General features: G+C 65.9%; 21 protein-coding genes and 1 tRNA gene. 10 read left to right on the forward strand and 12 right to left on the reverse strand.

Features of this window, described 5'->3' with window-relative positions; all coding sequences use genetic code 11:
• Positions 1-14 precede the first annotated feature (14 nt).
• The 3 genes from grcC1 (at position 15) to AB4879_RS21480 (ending at position 2,612) form a co-directional block, all read left to right on the forward strand.
• On the forward strand, positions 15-1,022 hold the full coding sequence (gene grcC1 / locus AB4879_RS21470; RefSeq protein WP_370509185.1) for a nonaprenyl/(2E,6E)-farnesyl/geranylgeranyl diphosphat synthase: 1,008 nt from the start codon (positions 15-17) through the stop codon (positions 1,020-1,022).
• A 74-nt stretch (positions 1,023-1,096) separates the two neighbouring features.
• The gene (gene htpX, locus AB4879_RS21475) at positions 1,097-1,963 is read left to right on the forward strand and encodes a zinc metalloprotease HtpX (RefSeq protein WP_370509186.1); all 867 of its coding nucleotides are present in this window, start codon (positions 1,097-1,099) and stop codon (positions 1,961-1,963) included.
• A gap of 97 nt (positions 1,964-2,060) precedes the next feature.
• Entirely contained in the window at positions 2,061-2,612 is a 552-nt protein-coding gene (locus AB4879_RS21480; protein ID WP_102809279.1) for a hypothetical protein, read from the forward strand.
• A 6-nt stretch (positions 2,613-2,618) separates the two neighbouring features.
• Here AB4879_RS21480 and AB4879_RS21485 read toward each other — a convergent pair whose 3' ends face one another.
• From AB4879_RS21485 to AB4879_RS21495, 3 genes are all read right to left on the reverse strand, one after another.
• The gene (locus tag AB4879_RS21485) at positions 2,619-3,644 is read right to left on the reverse strand and encodes an NAD(P)H-dependent glycerol-3-phosphate dehydrogenase (RefSeq protein ID WP_102809250.1); all 1,026 of its coding nucleotides are present in this window, start codon (positions 3,642-3,644) and stop codon (positions 2,619-2,621) included.
• Positions 3,645-3,801: 157 nt separating this feature from the next.
• The gene (locus tag AB4879_RS21490; RefSeq protein ID WP_370509187.1) at positions 3,802-5,316 is read right to left on the reverse strand and encodes a flavin-containing monooxygenase; all 1,515 of its coding nucleotides are present in this window, start codon (positions 5,314-5,316) and stop codon (positions 3,802-3,804) included.
• 77 nt (positions 5,317-5,393) lie between these two features.
• Complete coding sequence (locus AB4879_RS21495; protein ID WP_071947634.1) at positions 5,394-5,885, reverse strand: YajQ family cyclic di-GMP-binding protein; 492 nt, start codon at positions 5,883-5,885, stop codon at positions 5,394-5,396.
• Between the two features lie 101 nt (positions 5,886-5,986).
• On the opposite strand from AB4879_RS21495, the gene AB4879_RS21500 reads away from it, so the two are divergent.
• Positions 5,987-6,069 (forward strand) — tRNA-Tyr (locus AB4879_RS21500).
• A gap of 64 nt (positions 6,070-6,133) precedes the next feature.
• Positions 6,134-7,186, forward strand: coding sequence for a hypothetical protein (locus tag AB4879_RS21505; RefSeq protein ID WP_370509188.1), 1,053 nt, complete (start codon positions 6,134-6,136; stop codon positions 7,184-7,186).
• Positions 7,187-7,191: 5 nt separating this feature from the next.
• Here the strand turns inward: AB4879_RS21505 and AB4879_RS21510 are convergent, their stop codons facing one another.
• The 3 genes from AB4879_RS21510 to AB4879_RS21520 are packed head-to-tail and all read right to left on the reverse strand — an operon-like array spanning position 7,192 to position 9,360.
• Entirely contained in the window at positions 7,192-8,352 is a 1,161-nt protein-coding gene (locus tag AB4879_RS21510) for a PP2C family protein-serine/threonine phosphatase (RefSeq protein ID WP_370509189.1), read from the reverse strand.
• Entirely contained in the window at positions 8,349-9,146 is a 798-nt protein-coding gene (locus AB4879_RS21515; RefSeq protein WP_370509190.1) for an alpha/beta fold hydrolase, read from the reverse strand. Before AB4879_RS21515 ends, AB4879_RS21510 begins: the two co-directional genes overlap by 4 nt.
• Positions 9,147-9,162: 16 nt before the next feature.
• Entirely contained in the window at positions 9,163-9,360 is a 198-nt protein-coding gene (locus tag AB4879_RS21520) for a hypothetical protein (RefSeq protein ID WP_370509191.1), read from the reverse strand.
• Between the two features lie 145 nt (positions 9,361-9,505).
• On the opposite strand from AB4879_RS21520, the gene AB4879_RS21525 reads away from it, so the two are divergent.
• Together AB4879_RS21525 and AB4879_RS21530 are read left to right on the forward strand one after the other, a co-directional pair.
• A complete protein-coding gene (locus AB4879_RS21525) occupies positions 9,506-11,710 on the forward strand; it encodes a hypothetical protein (protein WP_370509192.1) in 2,205 nt (734 codons plus the stop codon).
• Between the two features lie 97 nt (positions 11,711-11,807).
• A complete protein-coding gene (locus AB4879_RS21530; RefSeq protein ID WP_370509193.1) occupies positions 11,808-13,244 on the forward strand; it encodes a beta strand repeat-containing protein in 1,437 nt (478 codons plus the stop codon).
• 85 nt (positions 13,245-13,329) lie between these two features.
• On the opposite strand, the gene AB4879_RS21535 is transcribed toward AB4879_RS21530, so the two are convergent.
• The 6 genes from AB4879_RS21535 to AB4879_RS21560 form a co-directional block, all read right to left on the reverse strand.
• Positions 13,330-13,680 (reverse strand): heme-binding protein, encoded by a 351-nt coding sequence (locus AB4879_RS21535; RefSeq protein ID WP_102809240.1) that lies wholly within the window; start codon positions 13,678-13,680, stop codon positions 13,330-13,332.
• Positions 13,681-13,718: 38 nt separating this feature from the next.
• Positions 13,719-14,024 (reverse strand): hypothetical protein, encoded by a 306-nt coding sequence (locus AB4879_RS21540; RefSeq protein WP_370509194.1) that lies wholly within the window; start codon positions 14,022-14,024, stop codon positions 13,719-13,721.
• Between the two features lie 85 nt (positions 14,025-14,109).
• Complete coding sequence (locus AB4879_RS21545; protein WP_370509195.1) at positions 14,110-15,555, reverse strand: APC family permease; 1,446 nt, start codon at positions 15,553-15,555, stop codon at positions 14,110-14,112.
• Complete coding sequence (locus AB4879_RS21550; protein ID WP_370509196.1) at positions 15,552-17,084, reverse strand: MFS transporter; 1,533 nt, start codon at positions 17,082-17,084, stop codon at positions 15,552-15,554. The genes AB4879_RS21545 and AB4879_RS21550 overlap by 4 nt, the downstream gene beginning before the upstream one ends.
• Before the next feature lie 3 nt (positions 17,085-17,087).
• Positions 17,088-17,402 (reverse strand): hypothetical protein, encoded by a 315-nt coding sequence (locus AB4879_RS21555; RefSeq protein ID WP_370509197.1) that lies wholly within the window; start codon positions 17,400-17,402, stop codon positions 17,088-17,090.
• 78 nt (positions 17,403-17,480) lie between these two features.
• Entirely contained in the window at positions 17,481-19,103 is a 1,623-nt protein-coding gene (locus AB4879_RS21560; protein WP_370509198.1) for a LuxR C-terminal-related transcriptional regulator, read from the reverse strand.
• 155 nt (positions 19,104-19,258) lie between these two features.
• Here AB4879_RS21560 and AB4879_RS21565 point away from each other — a divergent pair, with 155 nt between their 5' ends.
• The 3 genes from AB4879_RS21565 to AB4879_RS21575 all read left to right on the forward strand — a co-directional run bounded on the left by AB4879_RS21565 (position 19,259) and on the right by AB4879_RS21575 (position 21,048).
• Positions 19,259-19,672 carry a hypothetical protein gene (locus tag AB4879_RS21565; protein WP_370509199.1) on the forward strand — a complete coding sequence of 138 codons (414 nt, stop codon included), beginning with the start codon at positions 19,259-19,261 and terminating at the stop codon, positions 19,670-19,672.
• Positions 19,673-19,735: 63 nt separating this feature from the next.
• Positions 19,736-20,434, forward strand: coding sequence for a hypothetical protein (locus AB4879_RS21570; RefSeq protein WP_370509200.1), 699 nt, complete (start codon positions 19,736-19,738; stop codon positions 20,432-20,434).
• A complete protein-coding gene (locus AB4879_RS21575; protein ID WP_370509201.1) occupies positions 20,431-21,048 on the forward strand; it encodes a DUF6308 family protein in 618 nt (205 codons plus the stop codon). Before AB4879_RS21570 ends, AB4879_RS21575 begins: the two co-directional genes overlap by 4 nt.
• Positions 21,049-21,060: the final 12 nt, after the last annotated feature.

The following is a 21,060-nucleotide window of genomic DNA, read 5'->3' on the forward strand; positions in this document are numbered from 1 at the left end:
AGTATGTTGGCAGGGTGAGTACTCCGGCCACGGTGGTAGCAGGGGTGGACTTTGGTGATCCGGCTTTCGCCAAGAACGTCCGCGACGGGGTAGGTCGTGTCGAAGAGCTCATGAGCACCGAACTGCGTGGCGGTGACGAGCTGATGACCGAAGCCGTCGTGCACCTGTTCGAGGCCGGCGGCAAGCGCTTCCGGCCGCTGTTCACGGTGTTGTCCGCGCAGATCGGCCCGGAGCCAGACGCCTGGCAGGTCACGGTGGCGGGCGCGGTGATCGAGCTGGTGCACCTGGCCACGCTGTATCACGACGACGTCATGGACGAGGCGCAGATGCGGCGCGGGGCGCCCAGCGCCAACGCCCGCTGGGGCAACAACATCGCGATCCTGGCCGGCGACTACCTGTTCGCGACGGCGTCGCGGCTGGTGAGCCGGTTGGGCCCGGACGCGGTCCGGATCATCGCCGAGACGTTCGCTCAGTTGGTCACCGGTCAGATGCGCGAAACCAAGGGCAACACCAACGGGGTGGACCCGGTCGACCACTACCTCAAGGTGATCTACGAGAAGACCGCCTGCCTGATCGCGGCGTCGGGCCGATTCGGGGCCACGTTCGCCGGCGCCAACGACGACCAGATCGAGCGGCTCAGCCGGCTCGGCGGGATCGTGGGCACCGCGTTCCAGATCTCCGACGACATCATCGACATCGACAGCGATCCCGATGAGTCGGGCAAGACACCGGGCACCGACCTCCGCGAAGGCGTGCACACGCTGCCCGTGCTGTACGCGCTGCAAGCGACCGGTCCGGACGCCGAGCGGCTGCGTGAGCTGGTGAAGGGCCCGATCGAGGACGACGACGCCCTGGCCGAGGCGCTTGCATTGCTGCGCGCCGGTGACGGCATCGCCAAGGCCAAGGCCACCGTGCAGCGCTACGCCGAGCAGGCCGGCGACGAGCTGGCCGGTTTGCCCGACGGACCGGGCCGTCGCGCACTGGCGTCACTGATGGACTACACGATCAACCGGCACGGCTGACGGCGTCGCGGAACCTCACGGTCGGTTCGAGGCGTTAACCTCCCGGAGACTGCGTTTGCTCGTAGGAGGAATTGATGACTTGGCATCCGACCGCCAACACGTTCAAGACGTTCGCGCTGCTTGTTGGCATGTCGGCGCTGATCGTCTTCCTCGGTTCGCTGTTCGGGCGCAATGTGATGTTCCTCGCGCTGGTCTTCGCGATCGGCATGAACGTCTACGTGTACTTCAACTCCGACAAGCTGGCGCTGCGCGCCATGCATGCCCAGCCGATCACCGAGGTGCAGGCTCCGCAGATCTACTCGATGGTCCGCGAGCTGGCCACCACGGCGCACCAGCCGATGCCGCGGCTCTACATCAGCGACACGGCCAACCCGAACGCGTTCGCCACCGGCCGCAACCCGCGCAACGCGGCGGTGTGCGTCACCACCGGCATCCTTAACCTGCTCAGCGAGCGTGAACTGCGCGCGGTGCTGGGCCACGAACTGTCGCACGTCTACAACCGCGACATCCTGATCTCGTGTGTGGCCGGTGCGCTGGCTTCGGTGATCACCGCGCTGGCCAACATCGCCCTGTTCGCCGGGATGTTCAGCGGCAACAACCGCGAAGGTGGCCCCAATCCCTTTGCGCTGTTACTGGTTTCGCTGCTCGGTCCGATCGCTGCCACGCTGATCCGGATGGCCGTGTCCCGCTCGCGTGAGTACCAGGCCGACGAGTCCGGGGCCGAGCTGTCCGGCGATCCGCTGGCGCTGGCGTCGGCCTTGCGCAAGATCAGCGGCGGGGTGGAGAACGCACCGCTGCCTCCCGAGCCGCAGCTGGCCGACCAGGCGCACCTGATGATCGCCAGCCCGTTCCGCTCCAGTGAGAAGATCGGCAAGATGTTCTCCACCCATCCGCCGATCTCCGACCGGATCGCGCGGCTCGAGAAGATGGCCGGCCACTAGCTGCTCGACGCGGCGGTAACGAATCGCGACCGCGCGACCGAAGGACCAGGTGAGTCCGCAAACTGCGCCGTCGGTGGCGCTTACGTAGGGTGTGATGATGCTGAGCAGAATCCTGATCGGCCTGGTGAGCGTCGCGGGGGCGGCGGCGATCGGTACGCCGGGCGTGGCCGCGGCGGATCCCGAGCCGGCGCCCGCTCCGGTCCTTCCCAACGTCAACGCCTACACCCCGGTGAGCCCGGTGCCGTACACGGCGATGGGCGGCAACTGGTACGCCTTCGCCGGCCCGCCCGGGGTGGTGTGCGTGCTCGACAAGCAGAACTCCAGCTACGGCTGCAGCGGGGCGCTGCCCGGTGCGCCCAATGGGGCGAACCTCGTCAGCGCCGGGCCGTCCGGCGAGCCCGGCTTTTCCAGCAGCGGCGCGTCGCTCTACGCGGCGGCCGGTGATGTGAAGCCGCTGCCGCCGAATACCCGGCTGAGCTTCCGCGACATCAGCTGCGGCGTCGACGGTGGCGGCGTGGTGGCGTGCGTGAACAACCACGACCAGGTCGGCTTCGTCGTCGGACCGGGCGCGACGTTCACGTCGGGACCGAGCCCGATGCTGGATCGGCCGAAGAACTCGAACCCGCTGTTCCCGTCGTTCCCGGGCTGAGCCGCGCTAGAAGTGTGAGTCGTTGACTTCGTGGCCGGGCTTCTCGGCCATCAGGCCGCGGTAGGCCTGTTCGACGTTGGCGCCGTGGTTGACGACGGCATCGACCTCGCGCGCGATCGGCATGTTCAGGCCGTACTTCTCGGCGAACTCCATGATCACGCTGGCGGCTTTGACGCCCTCGGCGACCTGGTTCATCGAGGCGATGATCTCCTCGATCGACTTGCCGGAGCCCAGTTGTTCGCCGACGTGGCGGTTGCGGCTGCGCTGAGAGGTGCAGGTGACGATGAGGTCGCCCATACCGGCCAGGCCGGCGAACGTATCGCGGTGCCCGCCGATGGCTTCGCCGAGGCGCGACATCTCCCGCACTGCGCGAGCCATCACCAGTGCCCGGGTGTTCTCGCCGATGCCCAGCGAATACCCCATGCCGACGGCGATGGCGTAGACGTTCTTCAGCGCGCCGGCGATCTCGACTCCGACGACGTCGTCGGTGGTGTAGACGCGGAACCGCTTGGTGCGGAACATCTTCGCGAGGTTGGCGGCCAGGTGCTGGTCGGGCATGGCCAGCACGGCGGCGGCCGCATAGCCGTCGGCGACTTCACGCGCGATGTTGGGACCGGCGAGGATGCCGGCCGGGTGACCGGGCAGAACTTCGTCGATGATCTGGCTCATCCGCATGTTGGTGCCCTGCTCCAGGCCCTTCACCAAGCTGACAACGGGAACCCACGGGCGCAGCTCCTTGCTCAGCTCGGCCAGCACGCCGCGGAAGCCGTGTGACGGCACGCCCATCACGACGACGTCCGCGCACTCGGCGGCTTCGCTGAAATCAGTGGTGGCCCGCAAGGTTTCCGAGAGTTCGACCTCGTCGCCCAGGTAGCGCGAGTTGCGATGGTTCTCGTTGATGTCCTTGGCGGTCTCCTCCGAGCGCACCCATTGCAGCGTCGGCCCCCGGCGGGAGCAGATGGATGCGACGGTGGTACCCCAGGATCCGCCGCCGAGCACGACGACTTTGGGTTCGCGGCGTTGAGAAGTCATGGTGGTCAGCGTATTGCGAATACCCGGTTGTTCATGGGGAGTTCGTGCAATCGGGATACGCGGTTGGGGCAGGGGTGGTGGGTGTCTTCTTCAGAACGCGATATCACCGGTGATATCGCGTTCTGGAAAAGTGCACCTACCCCCGCCCGCAGCTGAGCTACCCGGCCACTCGCGCCGGGGACGCCACCCGCCCGAACGTCATGTCCTCGTCGATCTTGTCGATGAAGTGGTGGTCGAAGGCGTCGGCGAGATAGTTCTGCCGGACCACCCACGGCCGCTTGAGACCCGACTTCGGCAGTGCGTGCAGGTTGCGCAACACGTAACCGGCCTGGATGTCCCACGCGGGCTTCTCGGCGATAGGTTCGCCACCCAGGTGCGGGAAGGCGTGGGTGTAGCCGTGTGAGTTCATGTATTCGATCAGCTTGGCGGCCGCGCGGGCGGTCATGTCGGCGCGCAGCGTCCACGAGGCGTTGGTGTAGCCGATGCACCAGATCAGGTTCGGCACGTCCTCCAGCATGTGCGCCTTGTAGGAGAACCGCTCCTGGGGCTTGATCTCATTGCCGTCCAACGTGATTCGCACACCGCCGAGGGCCTGAAGTTGCAGACCGGTCGCGGTGACGATGATGTCGGCCGCCAGGTGTCTACCCGACGTGAGCGTGACGCCGGTGTCGTCGAAGCGGTCGATGTGGTCGGTGACGACTTCGGCGCGGCCGTCGGAGATCACCTCGAACAAGTCGCCGTCGGCGACCAGGCACAGACGCTGATCCCAGACGTTGTAGCGCGGCTTGAAGTGCACGTCGACGGGGTAGCCCGCAGGCAGCCGGCTGACGTTCTGGGCCCGGATGATCTTGCGGGCCACACCGGGTACGGTGCGGGCCAAGAACCACACGACGCTTTCGAAGGCGACTGCGAAGTAGCGGGCGAACGCGTGAGAAATCTTGCGGGGAACGACTTTCCGGACGGCTTCGATGAGCGGGTTGACCCGGGAGCCGGCCAGCAGGTAGGTCGGCGAGCGCTGCAGCATCGTCACTTTGGCTGCCTTCTGGGCAAGTGCCGGAATCAGTGAGACAGCGGTGGCCCCGCTGCCGATGACGATCACGTTCTTGCCGGTGTAGTCGAGATCCGCCGGCCAGAATTGCGGGTGCACGACGGTGCCTGCGAACGTCTCGAGGCTCGGGAAGTCGGGGGTGTAGCCCTCGTCGTAGTTGTAATAGCCCGAGCCGAAGAACACGAAGCGCCCGCGGTAGGTGGTGCGTTCGCCGTTCTTGACCGCGTGCACGGTCCAGGTGTCGGTGCCCGAATCCCAGTCGGCCGACTGCACGTAGGTTCCGAAATGGATGTTGGACAAGATGCCGTGCTTGCGCGCGGTGTCTTCCATGTATTCGCGGATGTGGTCGCCGTCGGCGACTCCTTCCTTGCGGACCCACGGTTCCCACGGCCAGGACAGCGAGAAGATGCTGGAGTCCGAGCGCACACCGGGGTAGCGGAACAGGTCCCAGGTGCCGCCGATGCGCTCGCGGCGTTCCAGCACCACGTAGCGCGTGCCGGGGTTGCGCTCGGCGATGCGGTAGGCCGCGCCGATCCCGGAGAACCCGGCGCCGATGATCACGACGTCGTATGAGCCGCCGTCGGTCTCAGCGGGTACGGGGGCAGTCTCTGGGGTGGCGGTCATCGCGGTCCTCGCTCGGCATGGGTGGTGATGCTCACCACACTAGGCACTGACCGGTTGGTTGAGCGAGGGCCCTTGGTCTACCGGTAGTTGACGAACTGCAGCGCCACGTCGAGGTCGGCACCTTTGAGCAGGGCGATGACGGCCTGCAGGTCGTCTCGCTTCTTGGAGCTGACCCGGATCTCGTCACCCTGGACCTGCGACTTCACCCCTTTGGGGCCTTCGTCGCGAATGAGCTTGTTGATCTTCTTGGCGTGCTCTTGGTCGATGCCCTGCTTCAGGGTGCCGCTGACCTTGTAGGTCTTTCCGCTGGCCTGCGGCTCGCCGGCGTCGAAGGCCTTCATGGAGATGTCGCGGCGGATCAGCTTTTCCTTGAAAACGTCGACGGCGGCCTTCACCCGCTCCTCGGTGGAGCTGACGAGTTCGATGACCTCGTCGCCCTTCCACGCGATCGTGGTGTCGGTGCCGCGGAAGTCGAACCGGGTGCTGAGCTCTTTGGCCGCCTGGTTCAGCGCGTTGTCGACCTCTTGGCGGTCGACCTTGCTCACGATGTCGAACGATGAATCCGCCATTGGACCCGTCCCTTCGGTTGATCGGCCGGTTTGTATTTGAGGTACATGATCGTTGTACCCTGCTAGTCGCACCAAACCGGATCCCCGGCGCGGCGCACCCAGGCAGGTTGCCCGAGCGGCCAATGGGAGCGGACTGTAAATCCGTCGGCGAAAGCCTACACAGGTTCGAATCCTGTACCTGCCACGCTGGTCAGGCCCCCTCGTTGAGGGGGCCTGAAGTCTTTTGTGGGCATCGGCGGTCCCGCGGTTTGTCATTGCTGGGATCGAGGTGGGAAACCAACGCGGCAAACAAAGAAGGCAACAGCGAACAGGCCCTCAGCGCGATCGAGCAAGGTACGATAGTCGGCGTCGAGCTCCAGAACCGGGCGCGTACAGGTTGCCAGTCGCTCAATCACGAAGTAACGCAACAAAGCACCGGGGGATCTGACATGTCAACAGCAGCAAAGGGTGGTCGCCTAGCCGGGCGACGCGCCCAGGATCTGCCGATGCGTCGGTGGCTGCAGCTCGGTGTGGCGTCCGCCGGCATGGGTGCGGCGTTGATCGGCTGGTCCCTGGTTGGGTCTGAGATCGGTATTGCCGGCGCCGACAGCGGCGTCGGGTCGTCGTCGGCCTCGTCGGCCTCGTCGTCGAAGGATGCCGGCTCTGGTGCCGCGGCGTCGTCTCCCTCGGGCCGTGCCGGGACAGCCAAGTCACGCGCCCATGCCGATGCTCGGGCGACGAGCCCCCGCACGGCGAACCGCACTGTGAATTCGCGAGTGGTCACGGCGGCGCAGAACGCCCCCACGCCGAAGGTGGTCGTGGCGGCGAGTAGGAGTGACCCTCTGGGCGCGCTCGGAAAATTCCTCACGGGCACGCTGAAGGAACTCCTCAACCGGAAAACGACTCTGAACCCGTTGCAAAAATTGGACGACTTGACCCCCAAGCAGAAGAGCTTGTTGGACTTGATCCCGAAAATTCAGGTACCGAAGGAAAACACCCTGTGGTACCGGGAAGTGCAAGCGCGAGAAGCGGAAAGACTGCATCGAGCGGACGCCGACAAACAGCGCATAGTCGAAATCATCCAAAAGGGCGTGCGGCTGACCGACAGAGATGGACAGTCCGTGTACAGCATCGACGGGAAAGTTTTCGTCCGGTACACAGTGACGTCTTTCAGCATCGGTCCTCAAGGTCGAGTTGATGGTCCGCTTGTGCCCAAACTCTTCACCCTGTCCGACAGAGGTTCTCAGCGGAATAGGGACGCAATGATTCGGTCCTTCCTGAAGCTTGATCCAGCACAGGTGCGGAGCTCGTGGCCACGGTAATTCGGTCACGACCCCTGCGATGAGCGGGGTACACCCAGCGCCAACACCGCTGTGTCGTCTTCGACGCCGGAACCGAAAGAGCCCAGCAGTTGCCGGATTTCGGCGATCAGCGCATCGGCGTCTACCGGTCCCAAGGCTGTGACGAATCGGCGCAGCGCGCCGTCGTCGTCGTATCGGCGTGAGCCGTCGCCAATCCGGGCCTCGGTCAGGCCGTCACTGTAGAGCAGCAGGGTGTCGCCGGGTCCGAGCCGGAGTGTGGTGTCGACAAATCGCGGCCGGTCGGTCAGACCGACTGCCATACCGTCGGTGAGATCCAGATAGCTGACGCCGCCGGACTGCTCCATCAGCATCGGCGACGGATGCCCACCGCTGGCCAGTCGCACCTCGAAACCGTCGTCCTTCTGGGCGAGGGTGCCGAATATTACTGTGCAGAACCGTGTTTGCGCATCGCGGTGCTCTTGGCCCAGCACGGTGTTGAGCCGATGCAGCACGGTGATGGGGTCGGGGTCGACGACGGCGGCGGTGCGCAGGGTGTAGCGGGTCAACGAGGTGATCGCCGCGGCTGCCGGGCCCTTGCCGCACACATCACCCAGGAAGAACCCGGACACGGTGTGCGACAACGGGAACAGGTCATAGAAGTCACCGCCGATGTCTTGCACCGACGCGTGGTAGTGGGCGGCGGCGGTGAGTCCCTCGGGCACCGATAACGACGGCGGTAGCAGCGACCGCCGCAACGTCTCGGCCAACGATTCTGCTCTGGCTCGCTCGGCTTCGGCGCGTTGGCGCTCCTCGAGCAGAGCTCGCTCGTACGAGCGTCGCTCGCGGGCGTCCTGGATGTCGACCCGAATCAGCTCCGGGCGGCCGTCCGCACCAGTCTTGACGTTGGCGGTCAAAAAGACCGACCGGCGCGAGCCGTCGGCAGCCCGAAGTTCCACGCTGATGCCTTCGAGTTCACCGCTCATCCGTAGCAGCGGCGCGAAGTGGGTTTCGAAGTGAATTCGCCCGCCGACGGTGAACAGATCGGTGATCGGCTTGCCGCGCAACGCATTCGGCGTAGTTCCCAGCCAGGACGCCAGCGTGGCGTTGGCGTCGACGATGCGTCCGTCCGGGGTCGCCGCCAGCTGACCGCTGGGTGCGTTCTGCCACAAATCCTCGGCGTCGGTCATGCGGAGGCGAACGCCGCGAGGACGTCAGCGGTGGCCTCGGGCGCGCTGACGTGCGGGCAGTGCCCGGTGGCGTCGAGGGTGATCAGTTGGGCGTCGGGGATGTGATCACGGACGTAGGCGCCGACTCCGGGCGGCGCGATGACGTCCTGGCGGCAGTCGACGATCAGGGTGGGAACCGGGACGCCGGCGAGGTCGGCTCGGTTGTCGGAGAGAAAGGTGGCGCGGGCGAACACCTTCGCGGCTGCGGGGTCGGTGCGGCAGAACGTCGTGGCGAGGTCCTCGGCGAGTTCGGGGCGGTCGGCGTTGCCCATGATCGCCGGGGCCATCGACTGCGACCAGCCGAGGTAGTTGCTTTCCAGTGATTCGAGTAGCTCGTCGATGTCGGCACGGCTGAAACCGCCGCGGTAGCCGTCGTCGTCGATGTAGCGCGGCGACGGAGTGATCATCGCCAGCTTGCTGAACCGGGCCGGCGCCGTGGATACCGCCAGCACGCCGATCATGGCGGCCACCGAGTGCCCGACGAGCATCACGTCGCGCAGGTCGAGAGCCTCGGCGATCTCCACCACGTCGTCGGCGTAGCCCTGCAGTGAGGCGTATTTGGCCGGGTCCCACGCGGCGGGGTCGGCGTTGCCCGAACCGACATGGTCGAACAGGACGATGTCGAACCGGTCCCGCAGCCGCGAGGCCACCGGATGCCATAGGTGCTGGTCGCAGCCGAAGCCGTGGGCCAGCAGGAGCGTCGGCCCTGGACCGTCACCCACGCGGGTGACGTTGTTCCGGGAGACGACGTCCATCAAGGCATTCTTGCAGTCAGCGGCGCGAACCGGATCTGGTCCGCTTTTCCGCGTACATCGCGGCGTCGGCGCGGGCCAGGACGGCTTCGGCGAGGTCGCCGCCGATCGGTGCTCCGAGATCCTCGGCCCGGCAGGTGGTCGCATCGGCGTCATTCATCGCTTGCTGGACTTTGATCATGGTCTGCAAGGTCGCCACCGACAGTTCGCCCCCCACGAGCTGGATTTTTGGGGAAAACGCAGGGTCAGCGTAGGCAATGAACAATTCGCATAAGTGGGTTTACGCGTACACGCGCACGTCACCCACGGCGTGTGTTATACCCCTAGCAAATTAGCTTTCACGTCAGCATCGGGGGTTGGGCATGGGCCTGGGTCAGCATGGTCGTTACGTCGGTCGGGTCGGAGCGTTGGCGGTGGCTCTCGGTGTCGGCGGGTTGATCGTCGCGCTGCCCGCGGTGGCCGGCGCGGACAGCGGGACGGGGGGCTCGGGCAAGACGACGTCCTCGGCCGGCAAGCCTGCGCCGCGGCACTCGGCCAAGCCGGGCCCGCGTGCCCCGAAGGCGCCGACGTCGACGCCGGCCGCATCGGTCAAGCCCGCCGCATCCATCTCTGTCGCGAGCCGGCAACCGCTTGATCGACTCAGCGGAAGCGGCGATCCGTCGGCTCCGGTCACCGAGCCGCTGTCGTTCGCGGTGCTGGCGGCGACCCGCCGGGGTGGGACCGGCCGATCGGCGCGTTCGGTCACCACCGGCGGAACCGCCGCTGCCGCAGCCGCTTCGGTGCCCAGCGCCGGTCTCACCGGGGACACGGCGCCGGCCGCGGGTGCTACCGCGGGCAGCGCGCTCGGCACCGCGGTGCGGAGCTTCATCGACTCGCATTTCCCCGGCTGGAGCCCGATCGCCGACGAGTTGGCGCCGATTGTCGCCAACGGCATCCAGGACCTGGTCGCCAACGGCAAGATCAGTGCCGAAGTGCAGCAGCTGGTCGCGAATAACACCATCCTGCAGTTCGTTTCGACAAAGATCTCGGCGGCGCTGAACACCTACCTCGGCGTGCCGTCACCGGTCGGCACCGTCGTCGGCAACGCGGCGGTCAGCTTCGCCCGCACCGTGCTCGGCAACACGGGCGTCCTGACCGCGCTGGACGTGCTCGCCACCGCCGTGCAACCGGACACCGTGCAAGCCACCGCGATCGCGGCCGGCTTGGCCACCAATGACATTGCGCCGCTTGCGAATTACCTCAAGGCCGTGGTCGCCAACTCCTCCGCCGAGATCGCCACCTTCCTGAGTAACTCCTCGGTGCAGGCTGCGCTGGCCTCAGGTGTGTCGAGTGCGGTCATCGATCTGACCAATGGCGGGGTCATCCCGGCGTGGCTCGGCAATGCCGTCGACGGCTGGGTGACGTCGGCTCTGGGCGGCGACGCCACCGCGACCGCTGTCGGTAATGCGCTGGGCGCGGCCGTGCAGGGCCTGCTGAGCAACACCAAGGCGGTGCAGGGTGTGGCGGCAATCGCCGGTGCGGCCGTCACCGACCTCTTGTCCGCGCCGGGGGTCCCCGCCGCGCTGGCCGACTACATCACCCAGTTCGGCACCGCGCTGTTGGCGGGCGACAACTGGATGGATGCACTGGACATCGCTTGGCAAGGGCTGCAAGGCAATTCAGCATTCCCGTCGGCGCTGGCTCCCGCTGCGGGTGACGTAGTGTCCTCGCTGGCCACCAACGCCGATGTGGTCGCGGCGCTGGCGTCGACGGCGAAGTCTTTGGTGGTTAGCTTGGCCGCCGACGAAGGTTTCCGCGCTGTCGTCTCTGAATTGTTCGGTCCGACCTACGGCCCGACGCTCGCCGAGGCGCTGGCCGATCCGAAGTCCGCGGCGCAGCTCGGCGCGACGGCCGGTTCGGTGATCACCAGCTTCCTCGCCCAGGACGGGGTGGCGGCGACGCTGTCGGCGGCCACCGAGCAGATCGTCGCGGCGCTGCTGAGCGGGGTCTCGCCCAGCGACGTGCTCGAGGGCGTTGTGCAGCAGCTGGCATCGGACCCGGCGTTGGTTGCGGCGTTCAATGCGACCGTGCCGGACGCGCTGCAGTCGGTGCTGAAGGCCCCGGCTGTTCGGGACGTGATCAGCACGGTCGCGCAGGGTGTCGTCAATCAGCTGATCGACTCGACGCCGCTGAACAACACTGCTCTGGATCCGGTGGTGAGCCAGGTGGCCAAAGCGACGGTGCAGGCGTTCGTGTCCAACCCGGCCGCGCAGGGCCTGATCGGCGACCTTGCCGGAGATCTTCTCGACGGAACGCCGCCGGCCGATGTGGTGCAGACCGTGATTTCGAGGGTCGTCAACAGCCCCGCGCTGCAGATTGCGCTCGGCCAGTCGCTGGGGCAGGGATTCGGTGCGCTCCTCGGTGACAATCCGGTCGCCTACGCGGTGGGGCAGCTGGCCGGAATCGGCACGGCGCTGGCATTGGTGTTCAGCTTCGGGGTGGCGAATCTCTTCGGGCTGACCGGCGGCTTGTCGGCGTCCTCGGTCCCGAGCGGCAGCTCGTATTTCGTGACATTGCAGATTGCCTGAGCGAGAAGCGGGCGCAAACGCGGACGGTTGAGCCATACTCATTGCTGCCGCATAGCAAATCCGCCAACGGCACTCTTGGCTTGATCGGGGATTTATCATGATTACCACCGCAAAGACTCGTTACACGGTCACCGGCGTCCTCGCCGCCGGTGCCGCCGCGAGTGCACTACTTGCCGGCGCCGCGCTGGGGTCGGCTCCCAAGGCCAACGCCAGCTGTGCGTCGTTCTTCGGTCTGGGAAACAGTGCCGACTGCTCCAGCACGCCGCTGAGCATCGCGATCGCGGTCGGTAGCGGCGCCACCGCGCATGCCAGCGGGTTGTTCGGCGGCGCGTTCGCTCTCGGGACCAATTCCGCCGCGACCACCGGTGACGCGTTCACCTTCGCCACGGCAGCCGGCGACGGATCGGTCGCCACCGCCAACGGACTGTTCGGCATCGCCACCCAGCTGGGACCGAACGGCGCCGCCGTCACACAGGGCTCGGGCCAGTTCGCCAATTTCGGTCTCAACATCGCGCTGAACGTGACGCCGCTGAACACGGCGGCGAACGGCAGCCTCGTGACGGCGGGCGGCACCGGTGGCGCCGGGAACATCGCGCTGAATTTGTTCGGCAGAGGAACTGCGGCCGACACCATGAAGGTCACCTCGCACGGCTTCTTCAACATCGCGACCAATGTGGGTGGCCGCGATAACCTCGTCGAATCCGGTGACGCGGCGAACAGCTCGATCATCAACCTGGCCACCAACCTGTTCGGCAGTAACACCACCGTGTCGGCGCAGGGTGGGATCTGGAACTGGGCGACCAACCTGCTCGGCGACAACAACACCGTCGTGACGGTCGGCAGCCTGGTGAACACCGCGACCAGCCTGTTCGGCAGCAACAACACCGTCATGACAACCGGTGGCTACGCCAACTGGGGCCGCAACATCTTCGGCAACGGCAACACCATCATGGTCACCGGCGGCTACGCGAACACCGTTCGAAACCTGTTCGGCAGCAACAACACTGTGACGACGACGGGTGGCAACGGCAACCTGGCGCAGAACTGGTTCGGCACCGGAAATGCCGTGACAGTCACCAACGGGATTTACAACACGGCGTTCAATCTGCTGGGCGGCAACGGCAACCAGGTCGAATCGCAGGGCGGATACCAGAACGCGGTGTACAACATCGTCGGCAGCAACAACACGTTGACCGTCGGTGGCGCGGGCAGTAACTACAACCTGGCGATCAATACGTTGAGCAGCAACAACCAGGTGACCGTCGGAGGCGCCGGCGGCAACCTCACCGCCGGATTCAACTTCCTCGGCGGCACCAACACCGTCAACGCCGGACCCGGACCGCTGGCGTTGGCCGGCACCATCTTCGCCAACGGCCAGACCGTCACCAAGACGAACCCGGGTATCGCGATCAACAACTTCCGCATCGGCGGGGCGCAGGCGACCGGCGGTACGAGCAGTAAGGCGCCGGCGGCGAAGGCCGGAAACGCGGGAAAGAAGAAGGGCACCGCCGGGAGTCGGCGGGCTAGCCACTAGGGGCGTACTGTCCGCCTCTGAGCGACAACAGCTTTGGTATGTCGTTGTTGTCGCTCAGAGGTGGGCGCCAACCCGAGTAGGGCTGCTAGCCCATCGGCCCCATCTCGTCGGGCATCGGTGCGTCGCAGCGGGCTCGGAAGTCGGCGGCCGGTTGGCGAACAGCCTTGATCTGGTCGCGAACCTCGGGATTCGCCTGCAGATAGTCGGAGACAGCGGTACGCATCTCGTCCCGAGACTTGCCCTTCAGTCCGGTGAAGAACGCGTTGACGTCGGGGTGGGTGAACAGGTACACCGACATGCCGGCGTTGACTCCGGACAGGACCTGGGTGAGGTCACCCGCCGTACAGTTCGGCTCGTCGGCGGCGGCGGTTGCCGCGCTCCCGATCAGCATTGCGCCTGCGATGATTCCGGCGCTGATCATGTTGCGGACCAACATTCGACTGCTCCTAACGATGAGGGTTTGACGGGGCATGGTCAGTTCCGCGGCCCGGGCCGCGGAGGCCGGGGGCGGGGAGGCGGTGCCGGTGGGTTCGGTCGCGGGCTGAGATCGAGGTCGATGCCCCAGGCGTCGTCGCAGTACCACGGATCGGCGCAGTAGCCCGGATACGCGGGCCCGGCAATCGGTGCGGTGGGGCCGCCGCCGCGCACCTCACCTTGCGCACAGACGGTGGCCGCGCCGGCATTGGTGCAGTCCGCGGAGGCGGGTGTCGCCGATATGAGGCTCGCGGGTCCGGTCCCGATGATCAACCCGAATGCCATGTAGCAAACAGATTTTCGCATGACCGCCACCCCTGTCCCCCAAATGGACTTTTTCGCTCTGCGGTTAGTACTACGCCGCGTCGTGCAATTGCGCAAGAGCAAAGAATCAGAACGCGCCCGGCTCACCAGGTTCGGTATCCAGCGCCGAGCGGTTGGTCAGCAGCAGCGTGACGAAGTACAGCCCGCCGACTGCGATCAGGCCCAGCACGATCAGACCGGGAATCCTTGCCTCACTGGGGGATACGAGCGCGAAGACCGAGAAGGCCACCCATACCAGCGCGGTGTAAGCCACCGGCAGCTCGAACCGGCCCAGGCTGAAACCGCCCTCCTTGCGTTCGAGGCGCTTGCGCACGCAGAGGTAGAGCACCACGATGCCGCCGTAGATCAACGCAGGCAGGATCGTCGACGCGACGATCAGCTGCAGCAGGGCCGCACCGCGCAGCGTGAGCATCAGGACCACGCCGATCACGAAGATCAGGATCGTCGCGGCAACCGGCGTCTGAGTGCGCGGGCTCACCCGGCGTAGCACCGTGTGGCCGGGGAATCGTGAGTCGCGCGCCATGGCGAACGCTTGGCGCGAGCAGGCCGCGATCATCACCATGCCTGCGCCGAACATGGCAAAGGCAATGCCGGTCAACAGGACTCGCTCCATCACCGGACCGAGCTGATCGTGGATGATCGTCGCCACCGGTGAACCGCTGGTGCTCACTTCGGTGATGTCCTTGATCGCCAACGTCAGGATGATGACGAACACCAGACCCAACGTCGCCGAGGCGATCACCGACGAGACGATCGCGCGCGGCACGCTGCGGAACGGATCCTTGGCCTCCTCAGCGAGATTCGCCGCGGAGTCGAAGCCGACCAATGTCACCAAGCCCATGATCATGCCGGCCATCAGCGGCCCGCCGATCGCGAAGTAGTTGGGTGCGTCGGCCGCGACACCGCGGGAGACCAGATTGGCGGTGGTGCCGGTGCCGGAGAACACCATCACCGCACCGAGGCCGACCACCAGTACCGCCAGAATCACCAGCTCCAGACCGACCGCGCCGGAGGTGACCACGCCGAGCAGGCGGGTGGAGGCGATGACGAGAATCGTCTGAGTCAGCAACACCGCCAACGTGATCAGCCGGGCGACATCCTCGTCGGGCGCCATCCCGAACAGCGGCATCAGCGCTTGGCTGGCCAGTGCGTTGTCCATCGCCGCGACCGCGATCGCCAGGAACCAGAACGTCAGCCAGCCGAACAGCCAACCGACTTTCGGGTTCGCGAGCCGCGACGCCCACTGATAGGACGAGCCACTCAGCGCGATCCGGGCGGCGAATTGCGCCACCACCAGCGCGACGAGCGTCTGGCCCACCGCGGCGATGATCCACAACCAGATCCCGACCGGCCCCGAATAATTCAGCACCGCACCGTAGGTGGCGAAGATCCCGACCACCACAGAGATGAACGCGAACGAGATCGCGAACACCTGGAACGAGCCGAGGGTGCGTTTCAGTTCGGGTTCATATCCCGAATGCCGCAGTTCCTCGTCGGTGGAGTCAACGGTCATTGCGGCACCGGGCCTTCCTCGAAGTCAGAGCAACCATAGGGGACACGCGGGCTATCGGGCGGCGGCTTGAGCAGCATCCAGACCGCCACCGCCGACGCGAGCAGCAGGACCGAACCGATCCCCGCGGCGACGGCGAGTCCGTCGGTGAACGCTGATTGGGCGGCGGTCAGCAGGGCGTGCGCTTTATCGCCGCCCAGGGTCGCGGCTGCTCGGTGGGCGGCAGCCAACGATTGTTCGGCGTGCGCCACGACGTCGTCGTGGATGCCGGCTGGCCGGTCCAGCCCGCGGTACACAGCGGCGATCACGCTGCCCAGCAGTGCGATACCGAGCGCCATGCCCAACTCGTAGGCCGTCTCCGACACACCCGCCGCGGCGCCGGCCCGCTCGGGTGGCACGCTGGTGATGATGACGTCGTTGGCGACGGTGAAGGCCATCCCGAGTCCGGCGCCGATGGCGAACAACGCGATTCCGAGCGGCCAGTACGGGGTGGTCGGGCTGATCAACGTCAGCGATGCCAGCGCCGCACCGATCAACGCCAACGAGGTCGCCAGCACCATGCGCGGTGACCGGTACCGCACGGCGACACCGGCCAGCACGCCGAACGCGGTCGCCGCCAGCGCGGCGGGCAGTTCGGCGAGCCCGGCTTGCAGCGGGCTGTAGTCATGCACCAGCTGGAAGAACTGCGACAGGAAGAACAGCACGCCGGACAGGCCGAGGATCGACAACATGTTCGCGGTGATCACGCCGGTGAACCCGCGGTTGGCGAACAGGCGGACGTCGATCAGCGGATGCGGTGACTTAAGCTGCCGTCGCACGAACAACGTCAGTGCGGTCGCACCCAGCAGTCCCGAGACGACGATGTCGGAGTGCAGTCCATGGGCGGCGCCCTGCTTGGCGGCGTAGACCACGCCGAGAATCCCGATCAGCGACAGGGCGGCACCGAGCGGATCCCACGGTCCCGGGGTCGGGTTGCGCAATTCGGGCAGCAGCGCCCAGCCGCCCACCACCAGGACGACGACCACCGGCACGTTGATCAGGAACACCGAGCCCCACCAGAAGTGCTCCAGGAACAGCCCGCCGATGACGGGGCCCAGCGCGGTGCCCGCCGAGAAGACCGAGGCCCAAATACCCACGGCGACAGCACGTTCCTGTCCGTTCGGAAACAGACCCCGGATCAGGGCCAGGGTCGACGGAGCTAGGCTCGCCCCGGCGACGCCCAACAGTGCGCGGGCCGCGATCAACATCCCGGCCGTCGTCGCACACGCCGCCGCCACCGACGCCAGCGCGAAAGCCGTTGCGCTGATGAGCAATAGCTTCTTGTGCCCGATCCGGTCGCCGAGGCTACCCATGGTGACGAGCAGCCCGGCGAGCACGAAGGAGTAGATGTCCCCGATCCACATGATCTCGGTGGCGGTCATGCCAAGATCCCTGCCGAAGACCGGTGCCGCCACCGCCAGGACGGTGCCGTCGACTCCGATCAGCAGCACGCCCAGGCTGAGCACACCCAGCGCTAGCCAGCGGTGTCTCACGGACTATCCGGCGTGGCAGAACACGTCGACCTTGGCGGTTTCGAAGGCGTCGCGCTGCTGGCCGCCGTGATGCTCGTGGCGGTCCTGGTGCACCGAGATCACCGAGCACTTGTTGAGCGGCATGTTGCCGTCTTTGTTGATGACGACGTGCGCGCCCTGGTCGCGCAGCTGGCCGACGGCTTGGCTGGCGGTGGCGGTGCCGCCGTCGGTCTCGGGGGTTTCGGCGGCGGCGTGGCCGGCCAGGCCGACCGCGAGGGCGGTCAGAACCGGGGCGGCGAGAGTGGCGAGGGCGAGCTTGGCGGCGGTGGCGTTGATCATGCTGATGACGTTATGGCGCGCGGGCGCGCTACATCATCGACAGAAATGTGCGTTTCCGCAGGCAGGGCATGGTGCAAATTATGTAGACGCGCCGTGCAGCACCTTGTTTTCGTGCGCCCAGGCAGCTGCTGCGGTGCGGCTGGAGACGCCGAGCTTGATGTAGATGTTGGCCAGGTGCCGGGCGGCGGTCTTCTCGCTGATGAACAGCTTCTTGGCCAGGTCGCGGTTGGACAGGCCCGCGGCGATGCCGATCAGGACCTCGAGTTCCCGCTTGGTCAAGCCGCCAGGCGCTTCGATGGGCTCGGCGTGGGTGAGTGCGACGCCGAGCTGCTGATAGATGGCGGCGGCGTTCGCCTTCTCTGCGGCAGCGCCCTCGGGATCCCCGGAGTCGCTGCGGGCCACCGACATCCACTCGTAGACCTGGGCCATCTCGTAGCGGCACTGGGTGCTGCGGTAGCGGCGTAAGGCGTCTTGGAGGACGGGCAGGGCGTCGGCGGCCTTGCCTTGTTTGACGAGCACCGCGCCGCGGGCGTGGCGGGCCCAGGCCCGGAAGCCGGGGGAGTCGAACTTCTCTGCGCCTGCTTCGAGTTCGGCGCAGTAGCGGTCGGCGTCATCGATCTTGTTGCGGGCCAACGCGATCTCGATGGCGGCGGGCAACAGTCGCAGGCGGTTGATCTCGTCCTGCTCGGCGTCCATGCGCATGCGCAGGTCGGTCGCGGCGGCGTCGGCCTCACCGAGGTGGCACCGTAAGAGGGCTTCACCCGGCTGGGGATCTTTGTTGTGATCGCGGGCTTTCGCGAAGGCTTCGCGGGCGCCGTCGATGTCGCCCTTGCGGCGGCGGATCTCGCCGAGCTCGTAGTAGCCCTTGCCGACGGTGCCGGGGAAGTCACCCATCGCGGCGATCGCGTCGATCAGCCTCTGCTCCACCTCGGTCAAGGTCTTGGTGGCGCTGTGTAGGTCCATCTTGTGGACTTCGCAGGTGGTGCCGTACCAGGAGGCGGTGACTTTCGGGCCTTTGCGCCAGACCTCCATGGCGTCGAACCAGGTCTTCATGCGGGTGAGGTCGGCGAGGCGGTGGCATTCGTGGATGACGGCGCAGTAGATGTCGCCGGCCCAGTCGACGGGGACCTGGTCGGCGAGGACGGGCATCATCGCCTCGTCGAGTTGGGCGAAGGCTTCGCTGGTGCGGGCGAAGGGCAGCATGGTGACGCCGCTGGCGGTGAAGCAGAGGGCGTTGAAGCCGGGATCGTTCAGTCGGTCCGTGACGTCCTGGAGCTGCTCGGCGAGGTCTTTGGCGACGTCGTTGCGTCCCTCGTCGATAGCGACCAGAGAGTCGACATAGAGAAGGTAGGCCAGGACCCGGTCGTCGGGTTGCTTGTCGTGCAGGCGGCGGGCGCGGTTGATCCAGACGCGGGTGATGGTGAGATCGCCGCCGTTGAACCACTGCAGGGCGACCTCGACGGCTTTCATCGCGGCGCCGTGGGTGTCGTTGGCGGCGTTGAGACGGTTGAAGGCCTGCTCAGAGAGCTGCATGGAGTGCCGGCCGTGGCCGAGGCGCCAGGCGGCCAGGCCGAACGAGGACAGATCGTCGGTGGTGAGCTCGCCGGATTCTTGGGCCTGAAGGTAGTGGTCGTAGGCGGTGCGCCAGTCGCCGTCTGCGTAGGCGGTGCGCGCGGCGGCGAGCTGGGTGTCTGCAGGCATGGTGATCGGCTAACGGTAGCCGAGGCTGCGGCGATGTAAGTGCTGAACAGTGCGGGTTCTTCGGCGGTGTGGCGGGTTGGCTGCGGAGTCTTGTACTGCAGGTTTTCAGGTTGTCGGGATACTGTGACAGCCGTTGACTTCGGAAGGGGTTGCTCATGCGGGCTGGCTGTGTCGCTGCGGTGGTGTGCGGTGTTGCGCTGGCGATGGCGCCGACGGCTTCAGCGGCCGACGACCTGATGAGCGGCAGCTACACCGTGAAGGGCCCGAACGAGATCATCGACACCTGGACCATCTCGAATCTGTGCAACGTGATCGAGACGGGTTGCCTTGCGAATGTGACTTCGCCGCTGATCACAGGGCAGGCGGTCTACCAAGGCGCACATACCTGGATGATGCGAGTCATCGGGCAGGTGCCGGTGTGCCCGGACAGGTCCAAGACCAAGGGCGCCATGGTCTTCACGTGGAACACCCAGAGCCTGACCGGTTCGGTGACCGAGATCCAGCAGGGCAACTGCGTGTTCACCCGGCCCGGGCAGTCGCAGATTCCGATTACGTTGGTGGCTGCTTAGGGGCTTGGGCGGCCGCCAAAGAAAGGCCGATGACTCGTCGGTGCGCCGCGCTACGTTGTGGCGATGCGCTGGTACGCCCGCCCCGAGAACGAACCCCTCGCTCTGAGGGTTGCCCCGCGTCTGGCGTCGTGGAATAAAGCAGACGATCCAGATCAAGTTCGGCTGCGGGCGTATTTGGATGACACCGAGGCGCTTCTCTCTGAGGCACGGATCGACGGTGAATGGGCGCTGTGGCTCGACGTTGGGTTGCCACCTGATCGGAACCTTCTTGGAATGTCAGATCTCGACAACTTCGCCTACCCCCTGGCGTATCACCTCAGGGATCCCCGGTTGGTCTCCGTCTGGTGCACCAAGCAGTACGGCGAGCGGTCTTTCGTCCGAATCGAAGAGGCGCGTGAGGTTGAGCGGCCTGCGACTGAAGTATTGGTCGCGAAGACGAACGCGTCGGCGACGACGATTGCCTATAAAGAGCAGATTCATACCGCCGTTGCAGACGCCACCGAACTCCCAGAAGGACCCATCAGGCTCGAGTTGTCCTTCGTGGTCGGTCGGCGCAGGAACTGGGTGAACCTCTGGAAGCAGACAATCGACTCGCTGGATCCGATACTCGGGCGTACTAACCCTGATCGCGCATGGCATCCCCGCGACGGGAGGATCACCGAACTCGGTATGCATGTCACGGTTGATCCGGCGGCCGGCAATGAAATCGTGGTTGGAATCGTTGCCACGGAGACAGTCCTTCGTGACGAGGACACTCGATGACAAAGTTTCGGTTCGACCTAGCTGAGTGGTTCTCCGACAATGCGGATCAGGTCCGCAGTGACCTTGTCGGGTACTTCGGAGGAGGTAAGCAGCCCTTCACCGGGCGGTGGTTCGAAGAGTTCTCGGCCATCAGTGACGCCGACCGCTTTGAACCCGCCGATTTACTTGCTGTCAAATCTCTCAGCGTGACGGTGCCTACCGAGGCTGCAGCGTCGCTTCTGATCACGGAGAGCGAGCGATTCAACTCGCTTCTGAGAGACATTCCGCGCGAGCAGAACCTCTGGGAGGTGAGTCGGTTCGACGTGAATGCAGGAAGCGCCGCCGATAGATTGCACGCGGAGCTGCGCACCTTGCCGGGCATAGAGTGGGTCGTCGCGGGCAAGCTCATGGCGGCGAAACGCCCTAAGCTGATTCCGATCCTCGACAATGAGGTCCGCAACTATCTTCAACCTCCCAAGAACCTCTTTTGGGTGACTATGCATGACGAGTTATCGGATTCTGCACGCCGCCAAGCAATCGCGGAGGCTTGCCAGGCCGCACCTCCGCAGGTGAGCCTGCTGAGACGAATAGACGTTGCACTCTGGCGAGCGGCGAAGCGCGGATCCCCTGCCTAAGCTGGACTGCTC

Origin of the sequence: Mycobacterium sp. SA01 (assembly GCF_041287105.1) — a bacterium.
Classification (GTDB): Bacteria; Actinomycetota; Actinomycetes; order Mycobacteriales; family Mycobacteriaceae; genus Mycobacterium.

What these genes read in the sequence shown, in the direction of transcription:
- AB4879_RS21540 (WP_370509194.1), bottom strand. Translation starts at nt 14,024, where the DNA reads ATGCGAAAATCTGTTTGCTACATGGCATTCGGGTTGATCATCGGGACC.
- AB4879_RS21525 (WP_370509192.1), top strand. Translation starts at nt 9,506, where the DNA reads ATGGGCCTGGGTCAGCATGGTCGTTACGTCGGTCGGGTCGGAGCGTTG.
- AB4879_RS21565 (WP_370509199.1), top strand. Translation starts at nt 19,259, where the DNA reads ATGCGGGCTGGCTGTGTCGCTGCGGTGGTGTGCGGTGTTGCGCTGGCG.
- AB4879_RS21480 (WP_102809279.1), top strand. Translation starts at nt 2,061, where the DNA reads ATGCTGAGCAGAATCCTGATCGGCCTGGTGAGCGTCGCGGGGGCGGCG.
- AB4879_RS21515 (WP_370509190.1), bottom strand. Translation starts at nt 9,146, where the DNA reads ATGGACGTCGTCTCCCGGAACAACGTCACCCGCGTGGGTGACGGTCCA.
- htpX (WP_370509186.1), top strand. Translation starts at nt 1,097, where the DNA reads ATGACTTGGCATCCGACCGCCAACACGTTCAAGACGTTCGCGCTGCTT.
- AB4879_RS21485 (WP_102809250.1), bottom strand. Translation starts at nt 3,644, where the DNA reads ATGACTTCTCAACGCCGCGAACCCAAAGTCGTCGTGCTCGGCGGCGGA.
- AB4879_RS21535 (WP_102809240.1), bottom strand. Translation starts at nt 13,680, where the DNA reads ATGTTGGTCCGCAACATGATCAGCGCCGGAATCATCGCAGGCGCAATG.
- AB4879_RS21510 (WP_370509189.1), bottom strand. Translation starts at nt 8,352, where the DNA reads ATGACCGACGCCGAGGATTTGTGGCAGAACGCACCCAGCGGTCAGCTG.
- AB4879_RS21490 (WP_370509187.1), bottom strand. Translation starts at nt 5,316, where the DNA reads ATGACCGCCACCCCAGAGACTGCCCCCGTACCCGCTGAGACCGACGGC.
- AB4879_RS21570 (WP_370509200.1), top strand. Translation starts at nt 19,736, where the DNA reads ATGCGCTGGTACGCCCGCCCCGAGAACGAACCCCTCGCTCTGAGGGTT.
- AB4879_RS21545 (WP_370509195.1), bottom strand. Translation starts at nt 15,555, where the DNA reads ATGACCGTTGACTCCACCGACGAGGAACTGCGGCATTCGGGATATGAA.
- AB4879_RS21560 (WP_370509198.1), bottom strand. Translation starts at nt 19,103, where the DNA reads ATGCCTGCAGACACCCAGCTCGCCGCCGCGCGCACCGCCTACGCAGAC.
- AB4879_RS21555 (WP_370509197.1), bottom strand. Translation starts at nt 17,402, where the DNA reads ATGATCAACGCCACCGCCGCCAAGCTCGCCCTCGCCACTCTCGCCGCC.
- AB4879_RS21495 (WP_071947634.1), bottom strand. Translation starts at nt 5,885, where the DNA reads ATGGCGGATTCATCGTTCGACATCGTGAGCAAGGTCGACCGCCAAGAG.
- AB4879_RS21575 (WP_370509201.1), top strand. Translation starts at nt 20,431, where the DNA reads ATGACAAAGTTTCGGTTCGACCTAGCTGAGTGGTTCTCCGACAATGCG.
- AB4879_RS21530 (WP_370509193.1), top strand. Translation starts at nt 11,808, where the DNA reads ATGATTACCACCGCAAAGACTCGTTACACGGTCACCGGCGTCCTCGCC.